The sequence below is a fragment of the Hymenobacter armeniacus genome, from assembly GCF_014699055.1.
Lineage (GTDB): Bacteria > Bacteroidota > Bacteroidia > Cytophagales > Hymenobacteraceae > Hymenobacter > Hymenobacter armeniacus.
On sequence record NZ_JACXAC010000006.1, the window covers coordinates 179197 to 197544 of the forward strand.

17 protein-coding genes are annotated in these 18348 nt (G+C 62.6%); all 17 read left to right on the top strand.

Annotated elements, in window-relative coordinates; all coding sequences use genetic code 11:
• The first annotated feature begins 51 nt into the window (after positions 1-51).
• Complete coding sequence (locus IC234_RS18200; RefSeq protein WP_190927413.1) at positions 52-936, top strand: cell division protein FtsX; 885 nt, start codon at positions 52-54, stop codon at positions 934-936.
• 102 nt (positions 937-1038) lie between these two features.
• Positions 1039-1365, top strand: a complete 327-nt coding sequence (locus IC234_RS18205) for a DUF3098 domain-containing protein (RefSeq protein WP_190927415.1) — start codon at positions 1039-1041, stop codon at positions 1363-1365.
• Between the two features lie 79 nt (positions 1366-1444).
• Positions 1445-2275 carry an undecaprenyl-diphosphate phosphatase gene (locus IC234_RS18210; protein WP_190927417.1) on the top strand — a complete coding sequence of 277 codons (831 nt, stop codon included), beginning with the start codon at positions 1445-1447 and terminating at the stop codon, positions 2273-2275.
• On the top strand, positions 2272-3117 hold the full coding sequence (gene truB, locus IC234_RS18215; RefSeq protein WP_190927419.1) for a tRNA pseudouridine(55) synthase TruB: 846 nt from the start codon (positions 2272-2274) through the stop codon (positions 3115-3117). Before IC234_RS18210 ends, truB begins: the two co-directional genes overlap by 4 nt.
• Before the next feature lie 180 nt (positions 3118-3297).
• Complete coding sequence (locus IC234_RS18220) at positions 3298-4245, top strand: bifunctional riboflavin kinase/FAD synthetase (protein WP_190927421.1); 948 nt, start codon at positions 3298-3300, stop codon at positions 4243-4245.
• Positions 4246-4277: 32 nt separating this feature from the next.
• Positions 4278-5528 (top strand): carboxypeptidase-like regulatory domain-containing protein, encoded by a 1251-nt coding sequence (locus IC234_RS18225; protein WP_190927423.1) that lies wholly within the window; start codon positions 4278-4280, stop codon positions 5526-5528.
• 29 nt (positions 5529-5557) lie between these two features.
• Positions 5558-6763, top strand: a complete 1206-nt coding sequence (locus tag IC234_RS18230; protein ID WP_190927425.1) for a carboxypeptidase-like regulatory domain-containing protein — start codon at positions 5558-5560, stop codon at positions 6761-6763.
• Positions 6760-7461 carry a CoA transferase subunit A gene (locus IC234_RS18235; protein WP_190927427.1) on the top strand — a complete coding sequence of 234 codons (702 nt, stop codon included), beginning with the start codon at positions 6760-6762 and terminating at the stop codon, positions 7459-7461. The genes IC234_RS18230 and IC234_RS18235 overlap by 4 nt, the downstream gene beginning before the upstream one ends.
• A gap of 23 nt (positions 7462-7484) precedes the next feature.
• Complete coding sequence (locus IC234_RS18240; protein ID WP_190927429.1) at positions 7485-7865, top strand: hypothetical protein; 381 nt, start codon at positions 7485-7487, stop codon at positions 7863-7865.
• Positions 7858-8097, top strand: coding sequence for a hypothetical protein (locus tag IC234_RS18245; RefSeq protein ID WP_190927431.1), 240 nt, complete (start codon positions 7858-7860; stop codon positions 8095-8097). The genes IC234_RS18240 and IC234_RS18245 overlap by 8 nt, the downstream gene beginning before the upstream one ends.
• A 25-nt stretch (positions 8098-8122) precedes the next feature.
• Positions 8123-9454, top strand: a complete 1332-nt coding sequence (locus IC234_RS18250; protein WP_190927433.1) for a serine hydrolase domain-containing protein — start codon at positions 8123-8125, stop codon at positions 9452-9454.
• Positions 9455-9526: 72 nt separating this feature from the next.
• Positions 9527-10186, top strand: coding sequence for a CoA transferase subunit B (locus tag IC234_RS18255; protein ID WP_190927435.1), 660 nt, complete (start codon positions 9527-9529; stop codon positions 10184-10186).
• Between the two features lie 72 nt (positions 10187-10258).
• Entirely contained in the window at positions 10259-11416 is a 1158-nt protein-coding gene (locus IC234_RS18260; protein ID WP_190927437.1) for a hypothetical protein, read from the top strand.
• A gap of 369 nt (positions 11417-11785) precedes the next feature.
• Positions 11786-13324 carry a carbon-nitrogen hydrolase family protein gene (locus IC234_RS18265; protein ID WP_223827796.1) on the top strand — a complete coding sequence of 513 codons (1539 nt, stop codon included), beginning with the start codon at positions 11786-11788 and terminating at the stop codon, positions 13322-13324.
• A gap of 211 nt (positions 13325-13535) precedes the next feature.
• Positions 13536-13988, top strand: a complete 453-nt coding sequence (locus IC234_RS18270) for an RDD family protein (RefSeq protein ID WP_190927441.1) — start codon at positions 13536-13538, stop codon at positions 13986-13988.
• A 113-nt stretch (positions 13989-14101) separates the two neighbouring features.
• Positions 14102-14815: an SDR family oxidoreductase gene (locus IC234_RS18275; RefSeq protein WP_190927443.1), complete on the top strand. Its 714-nt coding sequence runs from the start codon at positions 14102-14104 to the stop codon at positions 14813-14815.
• 330 nt (positions 14816-15145) lie between these two features.
• On the top strand, positions 15146-18346 hold the full coding sequence (locus tag IC234_RS18280) for a SusC/RagA family TonB-linked outer membrane protein (RefSeq protein WP_190927445.1): 3201 nt from the start codon (positions 15146-15148) through the stop codon (positions 18344-18346).
• The last annotated feature ends 2 nt before the right edge of the window (positions 18347-18348 follow it).

Below are 18348 nucleotides of genomic sequence, written 5' to 3' on the forward strand. Positions count from 1 at the left end.
GCCGGCACTGCGTGCGTATGGCGGCCGGCAGCTTTCTACCTTTGTTTTTCCATGCCTCAAGTTCACAAGAAAAAATTAGGCTCCTACCCCACCCTGCTCGTGGTGTTCAGCATCACGCTGGCGCTGGTCGTCATTGGCTTGTTTGGCCTGCTGCTGGTGCACGCGCACAAGCTCTCGGAAGTGGTGCGCGAAAACCTGGAAGTGCAGGTGTACCTCGACCGTGACCTGCCCGAAACCGAGCTGCTGCGCCTGCAGCAGGACCTGGGCCAGCTGCCCTTCGTGGCCGAGCGCGACGGCAAGCCCCAAATCCGCTTCGTGAGCAAGGAAGAAGGCGCCCGCCAGCTGCTGCAAAGCACGGGCGAAGACTTCCGCCAATTCCTCGGCGACAACCCGCTGCGCGACGCTTACGCCCTCAAAATCAAGCCCGAATACACCGACACCATGCACCTGCGCCAGCTGGAGCGCAGCGTGGCCACCCAGCGTGGCGTGTTTGAGGTGCAGTACCCGCAGGACCTGTTTGCCAGCATCAACAACAACCTGACCCGCATCAGCCTGGTGCTATTGGGCTTTGCGGCGGTGCTGGTGCTGGTGGTGGTCATTCTGATTAACAACACCATCAAGCTGGCGCTGTTTTCGCAGCGGTTTCTCATCCGGTCCATGCAACTGGTGGGCGCCACGCGCCTCTTTATCCAGCAGCCGTTTTTGCGGCGCGCTACCTGGCAAGGCCTGGCCAGCGGCGTGCTGGCGGCGCTTATTCTCATTGCGCTGCTGCAATACGCCTACCTATCGGTGACTGAGCTGCGCTTGCTGCGCGACGATGTGAACCTCGGCCTGCTGCTGCTGGGCGTCATCGTGCTGGGCGTGGTCATCGGCTTTTTCAGCTCGGCTCGCGCCGTGCACAAATACCTCAGCATGTCGCTCGACGACCTGTACTAATTTTTAGTTGTCCGTTGCTGGTTGTCAGTTAGTTGTAAGTCCAAAAAAAGACGCGAAACCTGAAAACCTAACAACTGACAACCAACAACTAATACCTAACTTATGCAACCCACCAAACCCGCTCCGCACTTCGCCTTCGGGCCCCGCAACTTCCGCCTGATGTGGATTGGCCTGGCCGTGCTGGCCGCCGGTTTCATCACCATGATGTTTGGCGACAAGGATAATTACGGCGAAGACTTTGTAGGCATCACGCTGGGGCCGTTGCTGCTCGTGGCCGGCTTCGGCATCGAGTTCGCCGCCATTCTGGTGCGCGACAAAACACTGGTGGTGGCTCCCGCTCCGCCCGCTCCTACCTCAGTGCCCGGTCTCACCCAGGAAATTGGCACTGCTCCCGCTGCGCCGGCCGCGCCGGCTTACAAGCGCCTGTAATCTAGTGATTCGTGTTCAGTGGTTAGTGATTGACTGTCCGGCCATTAACCACTAATCATTAACCGCTAAGCACTAAAAGATGACCTATTGGCACGCGCTGCTCCTCGCCATTGTGGAGGGCCTGACTGAGTTTTTGCCCGTTTCCAGCACCGGGCACATGATTATTGCTTCGGCGCTGCTCGGCATTCCGGCCACGCCGTTTTTCAAGCTGTATCTGGTGGTCATTCAGCTGGGGGCTATTCTGTCGGTGTTTGTGGTGTATTGGAAACGCTTTTTCCAAAGCATCGATTTCTATCTGAAGCTGTTGGTGGCATTTCTGCCCATTGTGCTGGTGGGCCTGCTGTTCAAAAAACACATCGACGCGCTGCTCGAATCGGTAACGACGGTGGCCGTGATGCTCGTTGTTGGCGGCGTGGTGCTGCTGTTCATCGACCGCTGGTTTCCGCAGGAAGACCCCAACCAGGGCGGCCACCCGGTCACAAACCCCAGCTTCAAGGAAGCGCTGATGATTGGCTTGTTCCAATGTCTGGCCGTGGTGCCGGGCACCAGCCGCTCGGCGGCCACCATCATCGGCGGCCTCACCCAGAAGCTCACGCGGCGGGCAGCCGCCGAGTTTGCGTTTTTCCTGGCCATGCCCACCATGGCCGCCGCGGCGGTGAAGGACGTGTACGACTACTATAAGGAAGCCAAGGCGCAGGGCATCGACGTGGCGCACCTGTTTTCGGGCACGGAGCTGAAAATGCTGGCGCTGGGCAACGTGGTGGCCTTTGTGGTGGCGCTGCTGGCCATCCGGCTGTTTGTGGGCTTTGTGGCGCGCTATGGCTTCCGGGCCTTTGGCATCTACCGCATCATTGCGGGCGGTATCTTGTTGATTATGCTGGCCCTGAACCTTCCCCTGAACGTGCTATGAGTACCAAAACCCTGGCCGATTTTGATTTTGAAACGGGCGAAGTCCTGCTACTGGACAAGCCCCTGACGTGGACCTCATTCGACGTGGTGCGCAAGGTGAAAAATGCCCTGCGCATTAAGAAAATTGGCCACGCCGGCACCCTCGACCCCCTGGCCACCGGCCTGCTCATTCTCTGCACGGGCAAGAAAACCAAAGAAATCGACCTCATTCAGGCGCAGGAGAAGGAATACACCGGCACCTTTCGCCTGGGCGAAACCACGCCCAGCTTCGACCTAGAAACGGCCGTGGACATGGCCCGTCCCTACGCCCACCTCACCGAGGAGCAGATTCGGGCCGCGGTGCTGCCTTTTCTCGGCCTTATTCAGCAAACGCCGCCGCTGTTTTCGGCCGTGAAAATCGATGGCAAGCGCGCCTACGAAATTGCCCGCCAGGGTCTGGAAGCCGAAATCAAGTCGAAAACTGTCGAAATCAAAGCCTTCGAACTGACGCGCATTGCCTTGCCCGAGGTTGATTTCCGCATTGTGTGCTCCAAGGGCACCTACGTGCGCAGCCTGGCGCGCGACTTTGGCCTGGCGCTGGGCTGCGGCGCCCACCTCACGCGCCTGGTGCGCACCCGCATCGGCGAGTATCGGGTAGAGGACGCCTTTACGCTGGAGGCCATTCAGGCCCTGCGCCCGCCCCGGCCCGAAGAGGAAGGACGCGCCCGCCGCCCCGAGCGCCCCGGCACCGCGCCCAATCGCGCTGGCCTGCAGTATTTTGCCGCCCTGCAAGCCGATGCGCTGGCGGCCAAGGAGCACCAACCCACGGCTGCCGCAGCAGCACCCGACGAGCCAACGGAGTAGAGACGCGTATTCGCGTCTCGCCGTCCGCGCGGGGCGACGTTGGGTAGCCACGAGGTGCGAATACGCGTCTCTACAGCATTCTGGCGGCCAGCCAATACGCCGAAGCGGGCAGTTCAATGCCGCGGCCGTTACCTTCGTGGCACTGTTTCCCTTCACTCATTCGCAACTCCGGCGCCCTCAATGCACGTCATCCGCGACCCGGCCCAGTTTCCGTTTCTTGGCAATGCCGTCGTCACCAGCGGCACTTTCGATGGTGTGCATGTGGGGCACCAGCGCATTTTGGGGCGGCTGCGCGAGGTGGCGCAGGCCAGCGGCGGACCGTCGGTGGTGATTACCTACTGGCCGCACCCGCGGCTGGTGCTGGGCCCGCCGCCCTCCCACCCCGAGCTGCTGGAATTGCAGCTGCTCAATACCCTGGAAGAACGCATTGCCAAACTGGCCGAATTCGGCGTCGACTACCTCCTCATCGTGCCCTTCACCCGGGAATTTGCGCAGTGGACTTCGGAAGAGTACATCCAGAACCTGCTGCTAAAAACCGTGGGCACCAAGCAATTGGTCATCGGCTACGACCACCGCTTCGGCAAAAACCGGGAAGGCGGCTTCGACTACCTCAGCCAAAACGCCGACCGCTACGGCCTGACCGTGGAAGAGATTCCGCGCGAAGACGTGGACGCCGTGGGCGTGAGCAGCACCCGCATCAGGCAGGCGCTGCGGCAGGGCGATGTGGCCACCGCCAACCGCTACCTCGGCTACCACTACCCCATCACCGGCTTGGTGGTGCACGGGCAGAAATTGGGCCGCACGATAGGATACCCCACTGCTAATCTGGCCATTACAGAGCCGCTGAAACTGGTACCGGCCCGCGGCATTTACGCGGTATGGGCCCTCACGGCGGCGGGCACGCAGCACCCGGCCATGCTGGCCATCGGGGTGCGGCCCACAATTGGCAAGGATTTGGAACAGACTATTGAGGTAAACCTGCTCGACTTCAGCGGCGACTTGTACGACCAGCTGCTGACGCTGGAGTTTGTGGCCTGGCTGCGCGGCGAAGAAAAATACGACGGCCTGGACGCGCTAACGGCGCAATTGGCGTTGGATGCGCAAGCCACGCGCGCGGCGCTGGCATAGCTTTCTGCTTATTATATTCCACCGTATTCTTTATGAAATACTTCCGCTTATTTGCAATAGGCTGCTTTTCCCTGCTTACTTCTTTCGCCGCCCAGGCCCAGGGCAAGCTCACCGGCGTGGTGCGCGACTCGGCCACCAACGAGCCCCTGTCGTTTGCGAGCGTGTTTCTGGCCAATACGACGCTGGGCGTGACCACCACGGAGCAGGGCACCTTTGTGTTCCCCAAAGTGCCGGCCGGCACCTACGACGTGGTGGGCTCCTACGTGGGCTACCGCCTAGCCAAGCAAAGCGTTACCATTGGCCGCGAGCCGCAGGAAGTGACCCTGAAGCTGGGTGCCACCGGCAACCAGCTGGGCGAGGTAGTGGTGAAGCCGGCCGCCAACAAGCCCGAGGAATATGCAAAATTCTCAAAGCTGTTTTTGGGCGGCAGCACGTTTTCGGCCCAGTGCCGCATCAGCAACCCCGACGACGTGCTGGTGCTCTACGACGACTCGACCAAGGAGCTGACGGCCCACGCCAAAGAATTCGTGCAGATTGACAACGAGGCCCTGGGCTACCGCCTGAAATACTACGGCCTGCAGTTTTCTTCCAACGACGACGACCGGTCGGTGTTTTACTACGGCCAGCCCGTGTTTGAGGAATTGAAGCCCAAAGACGAGCGCCAGCGCAAGCTCTGGGCCGCCAACCGCCTGACGGCCTACAAGGGCTCATTCATGCACTTTCTGCGCAGCGTGTACAACGACCGGCTGAAGGCCGAAGGCTTTTACACCCAGCAAATCCGGGTGTTCGACAACCCTCGTTATGTGCGGGCCGAAGAGCAGCGCACCGCCTTGATGGCTGCCAAGCCCAACGGCCCCTACACCGCCGCCGAGCAGGACTCGCTGGACCAGTGGGACACCCTGGCGCCGGTGCTGGCCACCCTCAACCAACAGCCACTGCCCATCGACAGCATCCGGCGGGTGTCGCCGGGCGGCAAGCGCACCTTTCTGCGCTTTAATGGCGAGTTGCAGGTGGCTTATTTTGGCGAGACGCCCGACCCGCTCTACAAGCGGCCCATGTCGCCGCTGGGCTACCCGAAACCGGCCTTCCCCAGCGGCCCGCGCCAGGTATCGCGCCTCAAGCTGCAGGGCCGCGAGGCCCAGTTTCAGGCCAACGGCACGCTGCTGAACCCCTTGGACGTGTTCAACGGCGAGTACTGGGGGTTTGAGAAAATCGGGGAGTTTTTGCCGGTTGATTACGTGCCCGGCAGCCTGCCGCCGCCCGTTTCTGCAGTCCGTCAATAATGCGGTGGGGCCTGCTGCTATTGGTGGGAATGCTGGCATGGCCGGGGGCAGTGTGGGCCCAAAGCAGCCTGACCGGCGTGGTAGAAGACTCGGTGACGCACGCGCCGCTGGCGTTCGCGAGCGTGTTTCTGGCCAATACCACGCTGGGCGTGACCACCACGGAGCAGGGCACCTTTGTGTTCCCCAAAGTGCCGGCCGGCACCTACGACGTAGTGGGCTCCTACGTGGGCTACCGCCTGGCCAAGCAAAGCATCGCCGTGGGCACGGTGCCCCAACGCTTGGTGCTGCGCCTTGGGCCAATGGCCAACCGATTGGGCGAAGTGGTGGTGCGCCCCAACCCGCACCGCGCCGACGACTACCGCAAGTTTGCGGAGCTGTTTTTGGGGCGCACTTCGTTTTCGGCGCAGTGCCGCATCCGCAACCCCGACGACGTGCTGGTCGATTTCGATGCGGAGAAAAACGAGCTGACGGCTTCTTCCTACAAGTACGTGCAGGTGGACAACCAGGCGCTGGGCTACCGCATTAAATACTACGGGCTGCAGTTCAGCACCAATTTCAACCAGCACGTCGTCAGCTTCTATGGCCAGCCGGTGTTTGAGGAAATGACGGGCAGCGCCCGCCAGCAGCGCCGCTGGGCTGCCAACCGCGCCAAGGCCTACTACGGTTCCGTCACGCACTTTCTGAAAAGCGTGCACGACGGCGACATCAGCAGCGCCGGCTTCGTGGCGCAGCGGCTGCGCATCATTCCAAACAAGCGCTTTCCGCGGGCCGACAGCCTGCGCCGCCAGCTGCTGCGCGAGCACATGAACTCGGCCTTTTCGCGGGCCGAGCAAGATTCGCTGGCGCGCTGGGCCAAGGTGCCGCCGGCGTTTTCGATGCTCTACACCAAGCCCCGGCCAATTGACAGCCTGCGCCGGGTTTCGGCTGATGGACAGCGGGTTTCCCTGCGGTTTGTTGACAACCTGCAGGTGAGCTACCTGCGCGAAGGGCCCGACCCACTCTACCAAATCAGGACCACCCTGCCCACCAACGCGCCCTTGCCGCCGAGCGACCGGCAGGTATCGCAGCTGGTGCTGATGGTGCCCGAAATCGAGATTCAGCCCAACGGCCAATTGACGAACCCGCTGGCCGTATTCACCGACGAATACTGGGGGTTCGAAAAAATGGGTGAATTTTTACCCGTCAATTACCTGCCGCCGGCTCCGGCGGCCTCGCCTTCCTCACCCACCCGATGATAAACAAAACCGTTCCGAACGCCCGGGAAGCCCTCCAGGGCCTGGCCGATGGCATGACGCTGATGCTTGGCGGCTTCGGCCTCTGCGGCATACCCGAAAACTCGATTCAGGAAATTCTGCGCCTCGGCGTGACAAACCTGACCTGCATCTCGAACAACGCCGGCGTCGACGATTTTGGCATCGGCCTGCTGCTGCAAACCAAGCAGGTACGCAAGATGATTTCGAGCTATGTGGGCGAGAACGCCGAGTTTGAGCGCCAGCTGCTGAGCGGCGAGCTGGAAGTGGAGCTGATTCCGCAAGGCACGCTGGCCGAGCGCTGCCGGGCCGGCGGCGCGGGCATTCCGGCCTTCTACACGCCGGCCGGCTACGGCACGGAGGTGGGCGAAGGCAAAGAAAGCCGCGAGTTCAACGGCAAGATGTACCTGCTCGAAACCGCGCTGCACGCCGACTTTGCCTTCGTGAAAGCCTGGAAGGGCGACACGGCCGGCAACCTCGTCTACAAAGGCACGGCCCGCAACTTCAACCCCATGATGGCCACGGCCGGCAAAATCACGGTGGCCGAAGTGGAGGAGCTGGTGCCCGCCGGCGAGCTCGACCCCAACCAGATTCACACGCCGGGCATCTTCGTGCAGCGCATCTACCAGGGCGAGCGGTACGAGAAGCGCATTGAGCAGCGCACGGTGCGGGCCGCGGTGTAAGGCAAACCCTTCTGGCTGATTGTATGCACGTTGCGCTGCGCACCCGTTTGCTTCTGATGCTGCTGGTGTCGTTGCTGACGCTGGTGCCGGTGGCGCTGGGAGTGTACGTGAACGAAACCAGCCCGCCGCCCACCACTGCCCGGCTGGCCAACCGCTGCTCGCGCTACTGCGAAACGCACGGCTGCCCGCACGCCACGCCGGCCAACAGCCCGGCCTATTTCCGGCTGCGGCCGCTGTTTGCGGCCACCATTCGGGGGCTGATGAGCGGCGGCCGGGCGTGGTACGCGGCGGCTAATATTGGTTTTTACCTGGTGTTGGTGCCGCTGTTGCTGGTGGGCCTCACCTACGGGGCCCTGCGCAACGCGGTGCTGATTCGGCAACTCAAAACCCTGCGCCGTGGATAAGCTGCTGACCTGGGGTGCCCGCTGCGTGCACGTTGCGTTTTGGTACTGCACCGATTTCATGGTGAACCTGGCCAACCGCACCCATACGTCCTACAACGAAACCAATACGTGGGTACTATTGCTGCTGATTCCGGGCTTGCTCACCTTGCTGCTGGGGGTGCGCATTGCCCAGTGGTTTCAATTGCGGCGCCTGGCCGCCCGCCGGGACCCCCGCTCCTTTTCTACGCCTTAAACCACTCGCTGGCTTCTTCCTCTTTATGACCTTCCGCAAACATTCCCTCGCGCTGCTTCTGCTGCTGAGCGGCTACGGCGCCGTGGCCCAGGTGGCGGCGCCCGCCCGGAAAGCCCTGGCCCACAAGGCCGCAGCCGCCACGGCCCTGCCCGCCGCGGCCCCGGCCACCGTCGACCCCGCCGAGGCCCAGCTCATCGACCAGCTGCTGCAGGAATACACAGCCGCCAACCGCGTGCCCGGCGCCATTGCCCTGGTGATGCGCGACGGCAAGGTGCTGTACCGCAAGGCCGTGGGCCTCGATGACGTGGCGGCCCAAACCCCGCTGCGCACCGACGCCATTGTGCGCATTGCTTCCCAAACCAAGGCCATCACCAGCATTGGGCTGATGCTGCTCTACGACGAAGGCAAGTTCCAACTCGACGACCCCATCTCGAAGTACCTGCCGGCGTTCAAAAACCCGAAGGTGCTGGCGTCTTTCAACGAAAAAGACAGCACCTACACCACCGTGCCGGCCAAGAGCGAAATCACCATCCGGCAGCTGTTCACGCACACTTCGGGCATCGGCTACCCCATTATTGGAAGCAAGGAGGCGCGGGGCATTTACGCCAAAGCGCACATTCCGAGCGGCATTGGCACGCCGGCGGGGTCTTTGGCCAAGTCGATGGACGCGCTGGGGGCCTTGCCGCTCATGCACCAGCCGGGCGAGCGGTTCACCTACGGGCTGAGCGTGGACGTGCTGGGCCGGCTGGTTGAGGTGCTTTCGGGCCAGCCGCTGGACCGGTACCTGCGCGCCCGCCTCTTTGAGCCGCTGGGCATGAAGGACACCTGGTTTTACCTGCCCGCCGACCGGCCGGCCCGGCTGGCCCGGCTCTACACCGAGGATGCCAACCAGCAAACCGCGTACATGGGCCCGCGCGACGGCATGATTCCGGACTACCCCAAGGCGGCCGGCACCTACTTCTCGGGCGGCGCGGGTTTGTCGTCGACCATCGACGATTACGCCCACTTCCTGCAAATGCTGCTGGACAACGGCCGCTACAACGGCCGGCAGCTGCTGAAGCCCGCCACCGTGGCCCTGATAACGCAGAACCAGATGGGCGACGTGAGCCAGGGCGGCAACAAGTTCGGCTTGGGCTTTAGCATCGTCACGGCCGAGAGCGCCGCCAAGCAGCCGGTCGGGCTGTCGGAGGGCTCGTATGAATGGGGCGGCATTTTCGGCACCACGTATTGGGTCGACCCCAAAGCCAAACTGGTGGCCCTCATCTACACCCAGAAATACCCCAGCGGCACGGCTCGCGACTTGGCCGGCAAGTTCAAGACGGCGGTTTATCAGTCATTTGTTGCCGGCTCTAAATAACGCACCGTCGTGCTGCGCGGCGCGCTACACAACGGCCTTTTTCAGCTCATTCCCACCCCATTCATCCCCATCATGCTCGACAAACACGGCATCGCCCGGCGCATCGCCCAGGAAGTAAAAGACGGTTCGTACGTTAACCTCGGCATCGGCATTCCCACGCTGGTGGCCAACTACATACCGGCCGGCATCAACGTGGAGCTGCAGTCGGAAAACGGCCTGCTCGGCATGGGCCCCTTCCCGACGGAAGACCAGGTCGACCCCGACCTCATCAACGCCGGCAAGCAGACGGTGACCACGCTGCCCGGCTCCAGCATTTTCTCCTCGGCCGATTCGTTCGGCATGATTCGCGGCGAGCACGTGGACCTGACCATTCTCGGGGCCATGGAAGTTTCGGAGCGCGGCGACATCGCCAACTGGAAGATTCCGGGCAAGATGGTGAAAGGCATGGGCGGCGCCATGGACCTGGTGGCTTCGGCCAAAAACATCATCGTGGCCATGCAGCACGTGGCCAAGGACGGCAGCAGCAAGCTCCTGACCGACTGCACGCTGCCCATCACGGGCCTGCGCTGCGTGAAGAAAATCGTGACCGAGCTGGCCGTGCTCGACGTGACGCCCGACGGCTTTGTGCTGCGCGAGCGCGCCCGCGGCGTGAGCGTGGAGCAGATACAAGCCGCCACGGCCGGCAAGCTGGTGGTGCCCGAAGGCGACGTGCCCGAAATGCAGGGCGTGTAAATACCGGGGCGAAACATAGCGGTTTGCGGGTGTGGAGGATGTATCTTCGTAGCCACCCATTTACCCGACTCTATGCGCCGACTCCTACCCTTTTTGCTGCTGCTGGCCGGCCCGGCCCTGGCCCAGACGTCGCCCATTATCGACCGCACCGACATGCCCTCGCTCACCACCGGCGTCGATTCGCTACGGCTGAGCGTGGCCAGCCCGGTGCTACCGGCGACGGCGCCGCCCCTTTCGCGCCGCGGCGCCAACCAAACCTGGAACTACGCCGCTCTGACGCCCACCTCGCAGCGCGTCGAGACGTTTCTGCCGGCCAGCACGGTCACGGCCACTTCGGCGTTTTACCAGCTCACGTTTGGGGCGCTGTTTGGGGGCGTGAACCGGGCCACGGTGGCCTCGCCGCAGGAGCTGCCGCTGGCGGCCGGCGGCCTGCTGCCCATCACCGATACGTACCAGTTTTACAACCTGACGGCGGCCGCGGTGGTGCAGCAGGACTTTCGTTCGGTGGGCTTCGGCGCGTCGCTGGCCGGCACGGCGGTGCCCGTCACCTACGTCAGCCAGGCGCAGCAGGACGTTATTTACCGCTTTCCGCTGAGCTTCGCCAGCCCGGCCGATTCCAGCAATTCCTACTTCACCACGCCGGCGGCCACGGCCACGGTGGGCTACCTCAGCCAGAAGCGCAAGCGCGTGAACAAGCCCGATGCCTGGGGCACGCTCACCACGCCCTTCGGCACCTTCCAGACGGTGCGGGTGGTGACGCGCCTCGAAGACCACGACAGCGTGTCGGTGGGCGGCGTGAGCCAGGGCTTCGACGTGCCCGTGACCCGCGAGTACAAGTGGCTGGCCAAGACGCAGCACGTGCCGCTGCTCACCATCACCACGCGCGTGCTGGCCGGCCAGGAAACCATCACGGGCGTGGAATACCGCGACATTTACCGCCGCATCATTCGCCTGGCCACCCGCGACGCGGCCACCGACGCGGCGCTAAGCGCCTACCCCAACCCTTCGGCTGCCGGCACGCCGCTCACGCTCACGTTGCCGGCCGGCAGCGGGCCGCTCACCGTGTCGGCCACCGATTTGGTGGGGCGGCAACTGTTCCGGCGCCACGTTGCGGCTCCCGGCGAGGTGCTCACGCTGGGGCCCGATGCGTTTGGCAGCTTCCGCGGCGTGGCCCTGCTCACCGTGACCACGGCCCGCGGCACGGCCACCCGGCGGGTGGTGCGGGAGTAAGTTTGGCGCCTGGCGCACCGTTTTGCTGGCTTTTTCGTTTGCTTACCCGTTGGCTGCCCCGCCAACGGGTTTTTTCTGGGGTAATTTTACCGGACCGGCCGGCTGGCTTTCGGCCGATGGGCCACCCGCTGGCCGCTTTTCCCGCATTTTCGACTTCACCTAATTATGGCTACTTCTTCTAATGGCAAATCGGTCGCTTCGGCCCCCGTCGCCAACGGCAAAACCGTCCCTGGCGGTGCCCACGCCAAAAAAATAGCTACTCCCAGCGCCGCCACGGTGGCCGAGCGCCTCACGCCCACCGCGGTGCCGGCCCACAAGCTGGTGTTGCGCACCCTGCGCCGCTCCGATTTCAAGGCCATCAAGGAAATCATGGACAAGGTGTACTCCAACATGGAGGGCGCCTGGGCCGCCGACGAGTTTGCGGCCCTCATCCGGAAGTTTCCCGAAGGCCAGATTGGCATCGAGGACAACGGGCGCCTGGTGGCGGCGGCCTTGGCCATCATCGTGGACTACAGCAAGTTCGGCGACAAGCACACGTATGCCAAAATAACGGGCAACGGCAAGTTCGACACCCACGACGACGACGGCGACACCCTCTACGGCGTCGACGTGTTTGTGGACCCCGAGTACCGCTCGCTGCGCCTGGGCCGCCGCCTCTACGACGCCCGCAAAGAGCTGTGCGAAAACCTGAACCTGCGCGCCATGGTGGCCGGCGGCCGCATTCCCGGCTACGCCGCCTACGCCAACGAGATGACCCCGGCCAAGTACGTGGAGATGGTGCGCAACAAGGAGTTGGTCGACCCCATCCTCACCTTCCAGCTCTCCAACGAGTTTTACGTCCGCAAAATCATTCGCGGCTACCTGCCATACGACTCTGAAAGCAAGGCGTTTGCCACGCTATTGGAGTGGATTAACGTGTATTATGAAGAGAAGGAAAAGCTCATCGGCAATACCAAGAGCAACGTGCGCATCGGCATTGTGCAGTGGCAGATGCGCGCCACCCGCAGCCTGGAAGACCTGCTGCAGCAGATGGAGTTCTTCGTGGACACGGTGTCGGGCTATAAGTCGGACTGCGTGATGTTTCCGGAGTTTTTCAACGCCCCGCTCATGGCCCTCACCAACGAGGACTCGCCCTCGGTGGCCATCCGGGCCATGGCGGCCTTCACCGAGCCCATCAAACTGAAAATGATGGAGCTGGCCGTGAGCTATAACATCAACATCGTGGCCGGTTCGATGCCGGTGTACGAAGACGGCAAGCTGCACAACGTGGCCTATCTCTGCCGCCGCGACGGCACCGTGGACGAGCAATACAAGCTGCACGTGACGCCCGACGAGGCCAGCTACTGGGGCATGCGCGGCGGCGACAAGCTCAAATGCTTCGACACGGACTTTGGCAAAATCGGCATTCTGGTGTGCTACGACGTGGAATTCCCGGAGCTGGCCCGCATGCTGAGCGACGAGGGCGTGAAAATCCTGTTCGTGCCCTTCTGGACCGACACCAAGAACGCCTACCAGCGCGTGCGCATCTGCGCCCAGGCCCGGGCCATCGAAAACGAGTGCTACGTGGCCATCACCGGCTCGGTGGGCAACCTGCCGCGCGTCGAGAACATGGACATTCAGTATTCGCAGAGCGCTGTGTTCAGCCCCTCCGACTTTGCCTTCCCGCACGACGCCATCGTGGCCGAGGCCACGCCGAACACGGAGATGACGCTCATCGCCGACCTCGACCTCGACTTGCTCAAGGACCTGAACACCAGCGGCGCCGTGCGCAACCTGCGCGACCGCCGCAAGGACCTATACTCGCTGAGCTGGAGCGTGAAAAAGACCGAGCGCGACGACGAGCTGCTGGAGCAGGGCACCGAGCGCCTGCAGCGCGCCAGCCGCCGCAAGGCCGTGGCGGCGGGGTAATCCGTAAAACCTGGCATCCAAAAAAGAGGCACCTGCTAAGCAGGTGCCTCTTTTCTTTTAATGGAAAGTGCACGTGCTGCTGTGCATATAACAGGAACATTTACCACGGGCGAAAAGCCTCAGTTGAAACCGCTATGATGCCGCTTCAACGTACTGCTAAACAGAAACTTTTTACCATATTGCGAGCCTAACCTTTTCCATTTATCCCTGCATGCAACAAGACTACTCCTTTTCCGAATTCACTGCCGAGCCCGTGGCACTGGTGGAAGCCAGCACCGGCCAGCGCTTCGGCAACTACCTGATTGACGTAGCCACTTTTTACTTCGGCTGCCTGCTGCTGGGCGTGGCGCTGGGCGTGGTGCTGGGCCTCACGGGGCACGTCGAATGGCTCGACAACATCAAGGGGCCGGTTAGCAGCTTCGTCGGCATTGGGCTGATGTTTGTGTACTACTTCGTGTTGGAAGTATCGACCGGGCGCACCATCGGCAAGCTCCTCACCCGCACCCGCGTGGTGATGGAAGACGGCTCGGAACTGACCACCAAGGCCATTTTTCTGCGCTCGCTCTGCCGCATGATTCCGTTCGACGCGTTTTCCTTCCTGTCGGGCAACGCCGGCTGGCACGACACCTTCTCGAAAACCCGCGTGGTGCAGATTCCGCGGTAAAATATGGGCCGCTATCTGCGCAAAGCCCGCGCCTGGCCCTGTGCCGGGTGCGGGCTTTTGTGCGTAAACTGCAGCCCCAACGTCATCCGCTTTTCCTTACCTCCCCCCTCATCATGCGCGTTTTCATCACCGGAGCCAACCGGGGCCTGGGCCTCGAACTTACCCGCCAGTACTTGGAGCGCGGCGACCAGGTGTTTGCCGCCAGCCGCCGCCCCGACCAGGCCGCCGAGCTCAAGCAGCTGCAGCAGCAATACGCCGACCGCCTCGTGCTGCTGCCCCTCGACGTGGCCAGTGCCCACTCCATTGCCGCGGCCGTGCAAACCCTGCAAGCCAGCACCAGCGGCCTCGACGTGCTCATCAATAACGCCGGCGTGTACCCGCACGCGGGCTCGGGCGACGCCCACCAGCGCCTGGGCCAACTCACCCACGACGACGCCATCGAGACCATGCAGGTGAACGCCATTGGGCCGCTGCTGGTGGCGCAGGCGCTGCTGCCGCTGCTGCGCGCCGGCCAGCGGGGCCGCATCCTGAGCATCTCCTCGGGCCAGGGCTCCCTGACGTGGAAAGCCACCGGCGACCCCTACCATTACAGCGCCAGCAAGGCCGCCCTGAACATGTACATGCGCAGCCTGGCCGCCGAAATCGGCCACCTGGGCCTGATTTCGGTGCTGGTGGACCCGGGCTGGATGCGCACCGAAATGGGCGGCGACCACGCCACCCAGGAGCCGGCCGACTCGGCCCGCGGCATCATCCGCCTGGCCGAGCAGCTGCACGCCGAAGAAAACGGCAGCTTCGTGACCTGGCAGGGCCAGCCCGTGCCCTGGTAAGCACCTGGACCAACGCACCGCACCCACAAAAAGGGCGGCTTCCGTACGGAAGCCGCCCTTTTTGCTGTGTCCACGGCGCCGGCATTTGGCATGGTTCGGCGGTGGCTGATGCCGCTACTTATGGGTTCATTGTGACATTTCAGCAACTTCGGGTTTACTGTCCTGCTTTTACAAAATCTCGGCCTTATTTGCGATATTAGTGGGATTAACTTGGCTTGCTTGATTTCTGATTGAAAATTTAATTGCAAACAGACTTGTCTACTGACAAGCCTTCATCTCTATATTCGCCCATTAAGTAACTCACCATTTTTTCATTTCATTCCTAAACTCATGAGAAAACCTTTACTTTTTTTTCTAGCGTTTGTCCTGGCCTTGCTGGGCCACGACCTGCGGGCTCAGGACCGAAATTTGACGGGCACTGTAGTGGGCTCGGACGGCGCCTCCATCCCGGGCGTGACCGTGCTCGTGAAGGGCACCAAGCTGGGCACTTCCACCGACGCCGACGGTAAGTTCGCGGTGGCGGCGCCGGCTTCGGCCAGCACGCTGGTGTTTTCCTACGTGGGCTACGCCACGCAGGAAGTAGCCATCGGCGGCCAGTCGTCGTTCAACATCCGCCTAGCCACCGACACCAAAGACCTGAGCGAGGTGGTAGTGGTGGGCTACGGCACGCAGTCGCGCCGCGACCTGACGGGCAGCGTGGCCACCATCACGGGCAAAGAGATTGCCACTGCGCCGGTCCAAAGCTTCGACCAGGCCTTGCAGGGCCGGGCCCCGGGGGTGAACATCACCACACCCAACGGCGTGCTGAACAACCCACCCGTTATTCGCATTCGCGGCGTCAACTCCATCAACCTGAGCTCGTCGCCGCTGATTGTGATTGACGGCGTTCCGGCCTTCACGGGCAACAACTCGGCCCTGGGCAGCGTGCCCAACAACCCGCTGAGCAACCTGAACCCGGCCGACATCGAGAGCATGGAAGTGCTGAAGGACGCCTCGGCCACGGCCATCTACGGCTCGCGGGCGGCCGGTGGGGTTATCCTCGTCACCACCAAAAAAGGCCGCAAAGGCCAGAGCCACTTGTCGTACGACACCTGGGCCGGCTGGTCGAAGCCGGTGCGGCTCTACGACGTGCTGAATGCCCAGCAGTACGTGGACGTGAAAAACGAAGCCGTGCGCAACCTCAACGCCAACCGGCGGGCCATTGGCGCGGCCGCCACTAACGTGGAAGGCTTCAAGCTGGCCGATGCCAACGGCAACGCGGCCGACACGCGCTGGTACGACTACATCTACCGCACGGGCTTTTCGCAGTCGCACAACCTCAACTTCTCGGGCGGCACCGACAAGACGAGCTTCTTCTCGTCGGTGGGCTACACCAACCAGAAGGGCATGATTGTGAACAATGACTTCAAGCGGTTGTCGGCCCGCCTGAACGTGGACCACAAGCTGTACAAAAACTTTACGGTGGGCATGCGCGTGGCCTATTCCAATACGCAAAACGCTTCGCCGAACACGGGTTCGGTGGGCGACAACGCCTTTGGCTCGGCAGGCCTGGGCCGCGTGCCCATCCTGCTGCCGCCCAACCTGGCCGCCTACAACCCCGACGGCAGCCCCAACGTGAGCGGCACCAGCATCGGGCCCGGCCCCAACCTGAACCCCACCAACGGCGCCCCCTTCGTGATTGGCTTCATCAACCCGGTGGTCGATATTAAAAACAACTACTTTACTTCCGAAGGCAGCCAGATTGAGGGCAGCGTATATGCTGACTGGGAAATCATCAGCGGCCTGAACCTGCGCACCAGCTACGGCCTCAACAACTTGAGCTTCGAGGACAAAGCCTTCTACACCTCGCTGCCGGGCTCGCTCACGCCCACCGGCCAAGCCGACAACTACTTCCGCACCAACAAGCGCTGGAACTGGCAGAACACGCTGCAGTACGACCACTCGTTTGCCGAGAAGCACAACTTCTCGGTGCTGGTGGGCAACGAGCAGCAGAACACCGACGTGCAGCGCTGGGGCGCCTCTCGCACCGGCGTGGCCGACGACTTTTTCACCACCTTCCAGGGCAACTACACCAACATCGCGTCGTCGGGCCAGTTTCAGGGCACCAACTACCTGGTGTCGTTTTTCGGGCGCGTGAACTACAACTACGACCACAAGTACCTGGCCAGCGCGAGCGTGCGCCGTGACGGCTACTCGGCGTTTGCCAAGAAATACGGCAACTTCTACGGCGCCTCGCTGGGCTACGTGGTGTCGGAGGAGGCCTTCTGGAAAAACGCTTCGTTCTCCAACGTCTTCTCCACCCTGAAACTGACCGGCAGCTACGGCATGGTGGGCAACAACCAAGGCATCAGCGACTTTGTGGCCCTGTCCACCTACACTTCGGGCCTGTACGCCGCCAACCCCACGCTGTACTATGGCAACGCCGGCAACCAGAACCTGACCTGGGAAACCAGCAAGAAAACCGACATCGGCGTGTCGTTCGGCTTTTTCCAGGACCGCCTGCGGGGCAACGCCGCCTACTACGAAAACCTGGTGGACGGCCTGATTCTGGACGTGCCGCAGTCGCCGTCCAAGGGCATTCCCAACAACTCCATTCAGGCCAACGTGGGCTCGATGCGCAACACGGGCATTGAAGTAGACTTGAGCTACAACGTGCTGCAGGGCAAAGCCTTCAGCTGGACGGTGAGCGGCAACGTGACCACGCTCAAAAACCGCGTGCTCTCGCTGGCCACCGAAGGCCAGCGCATTGGCACCTCCACGGGCGGCCTCGAAACCTCCAATTACACGCAGGTGGGCCACTCGGTGGGCGAAATCCTGGCCGTGCGCTCGCTGGGCGTGAACCCCGACAACGGCCGCCGCATGATTCGGAAAGCCGACGGCACCGTGGTAGAATACAACCACCAGGGCACTACCGGCGCGGGCTCGACCGGCTGGACCATCAAGGGCACCAACACCAACACCTCTGCCCCCACCCAGTTGCAGGACGGCGAATACTTCGGTCCGGTGCTGCCTACCTGGTACGGCGGCTTCGACAACACGTTCCGCTACAAGGGCATCGACCTGGGCCTGTTTGTGCAGTTCTCGGGCGGCAACTATATCTACAACGGCACGAAGTCGGGCCTGCACGACCAGCGCTTCTGGAACAATGAAGTCGACATCCTCGACCACTGGACCGAAAGCAACCGCGACGCCAAGTGGCCCCGGGTGGTGTACGGCGACAACGTGTCGAACGGCTCGGCCCTGGTGATGTCGTCGAACGTGGAGAAAGGCGATTTTGCCCGCCTGCGCCAAGTGTCGCTGGGCTATTCCTTCGACCAAGGGCTGCTGACCCGCCTGGGCGTGGCCAACGCCCGCCTCTACGTGCAGGTGCAGAACGCGCTGCTGTTCACCAAGTACTCGGGCATCGACCCCGAGATTTCGAGCAACGGCACCAGCACGGTGGCCGCCGGCGCCAACACCGGCGCGGGCGTCGACCGCAACTCCGTGGGCCAGGCCCGCACCTACACCGTGGGCTTCAACATTGGCTTCTAATT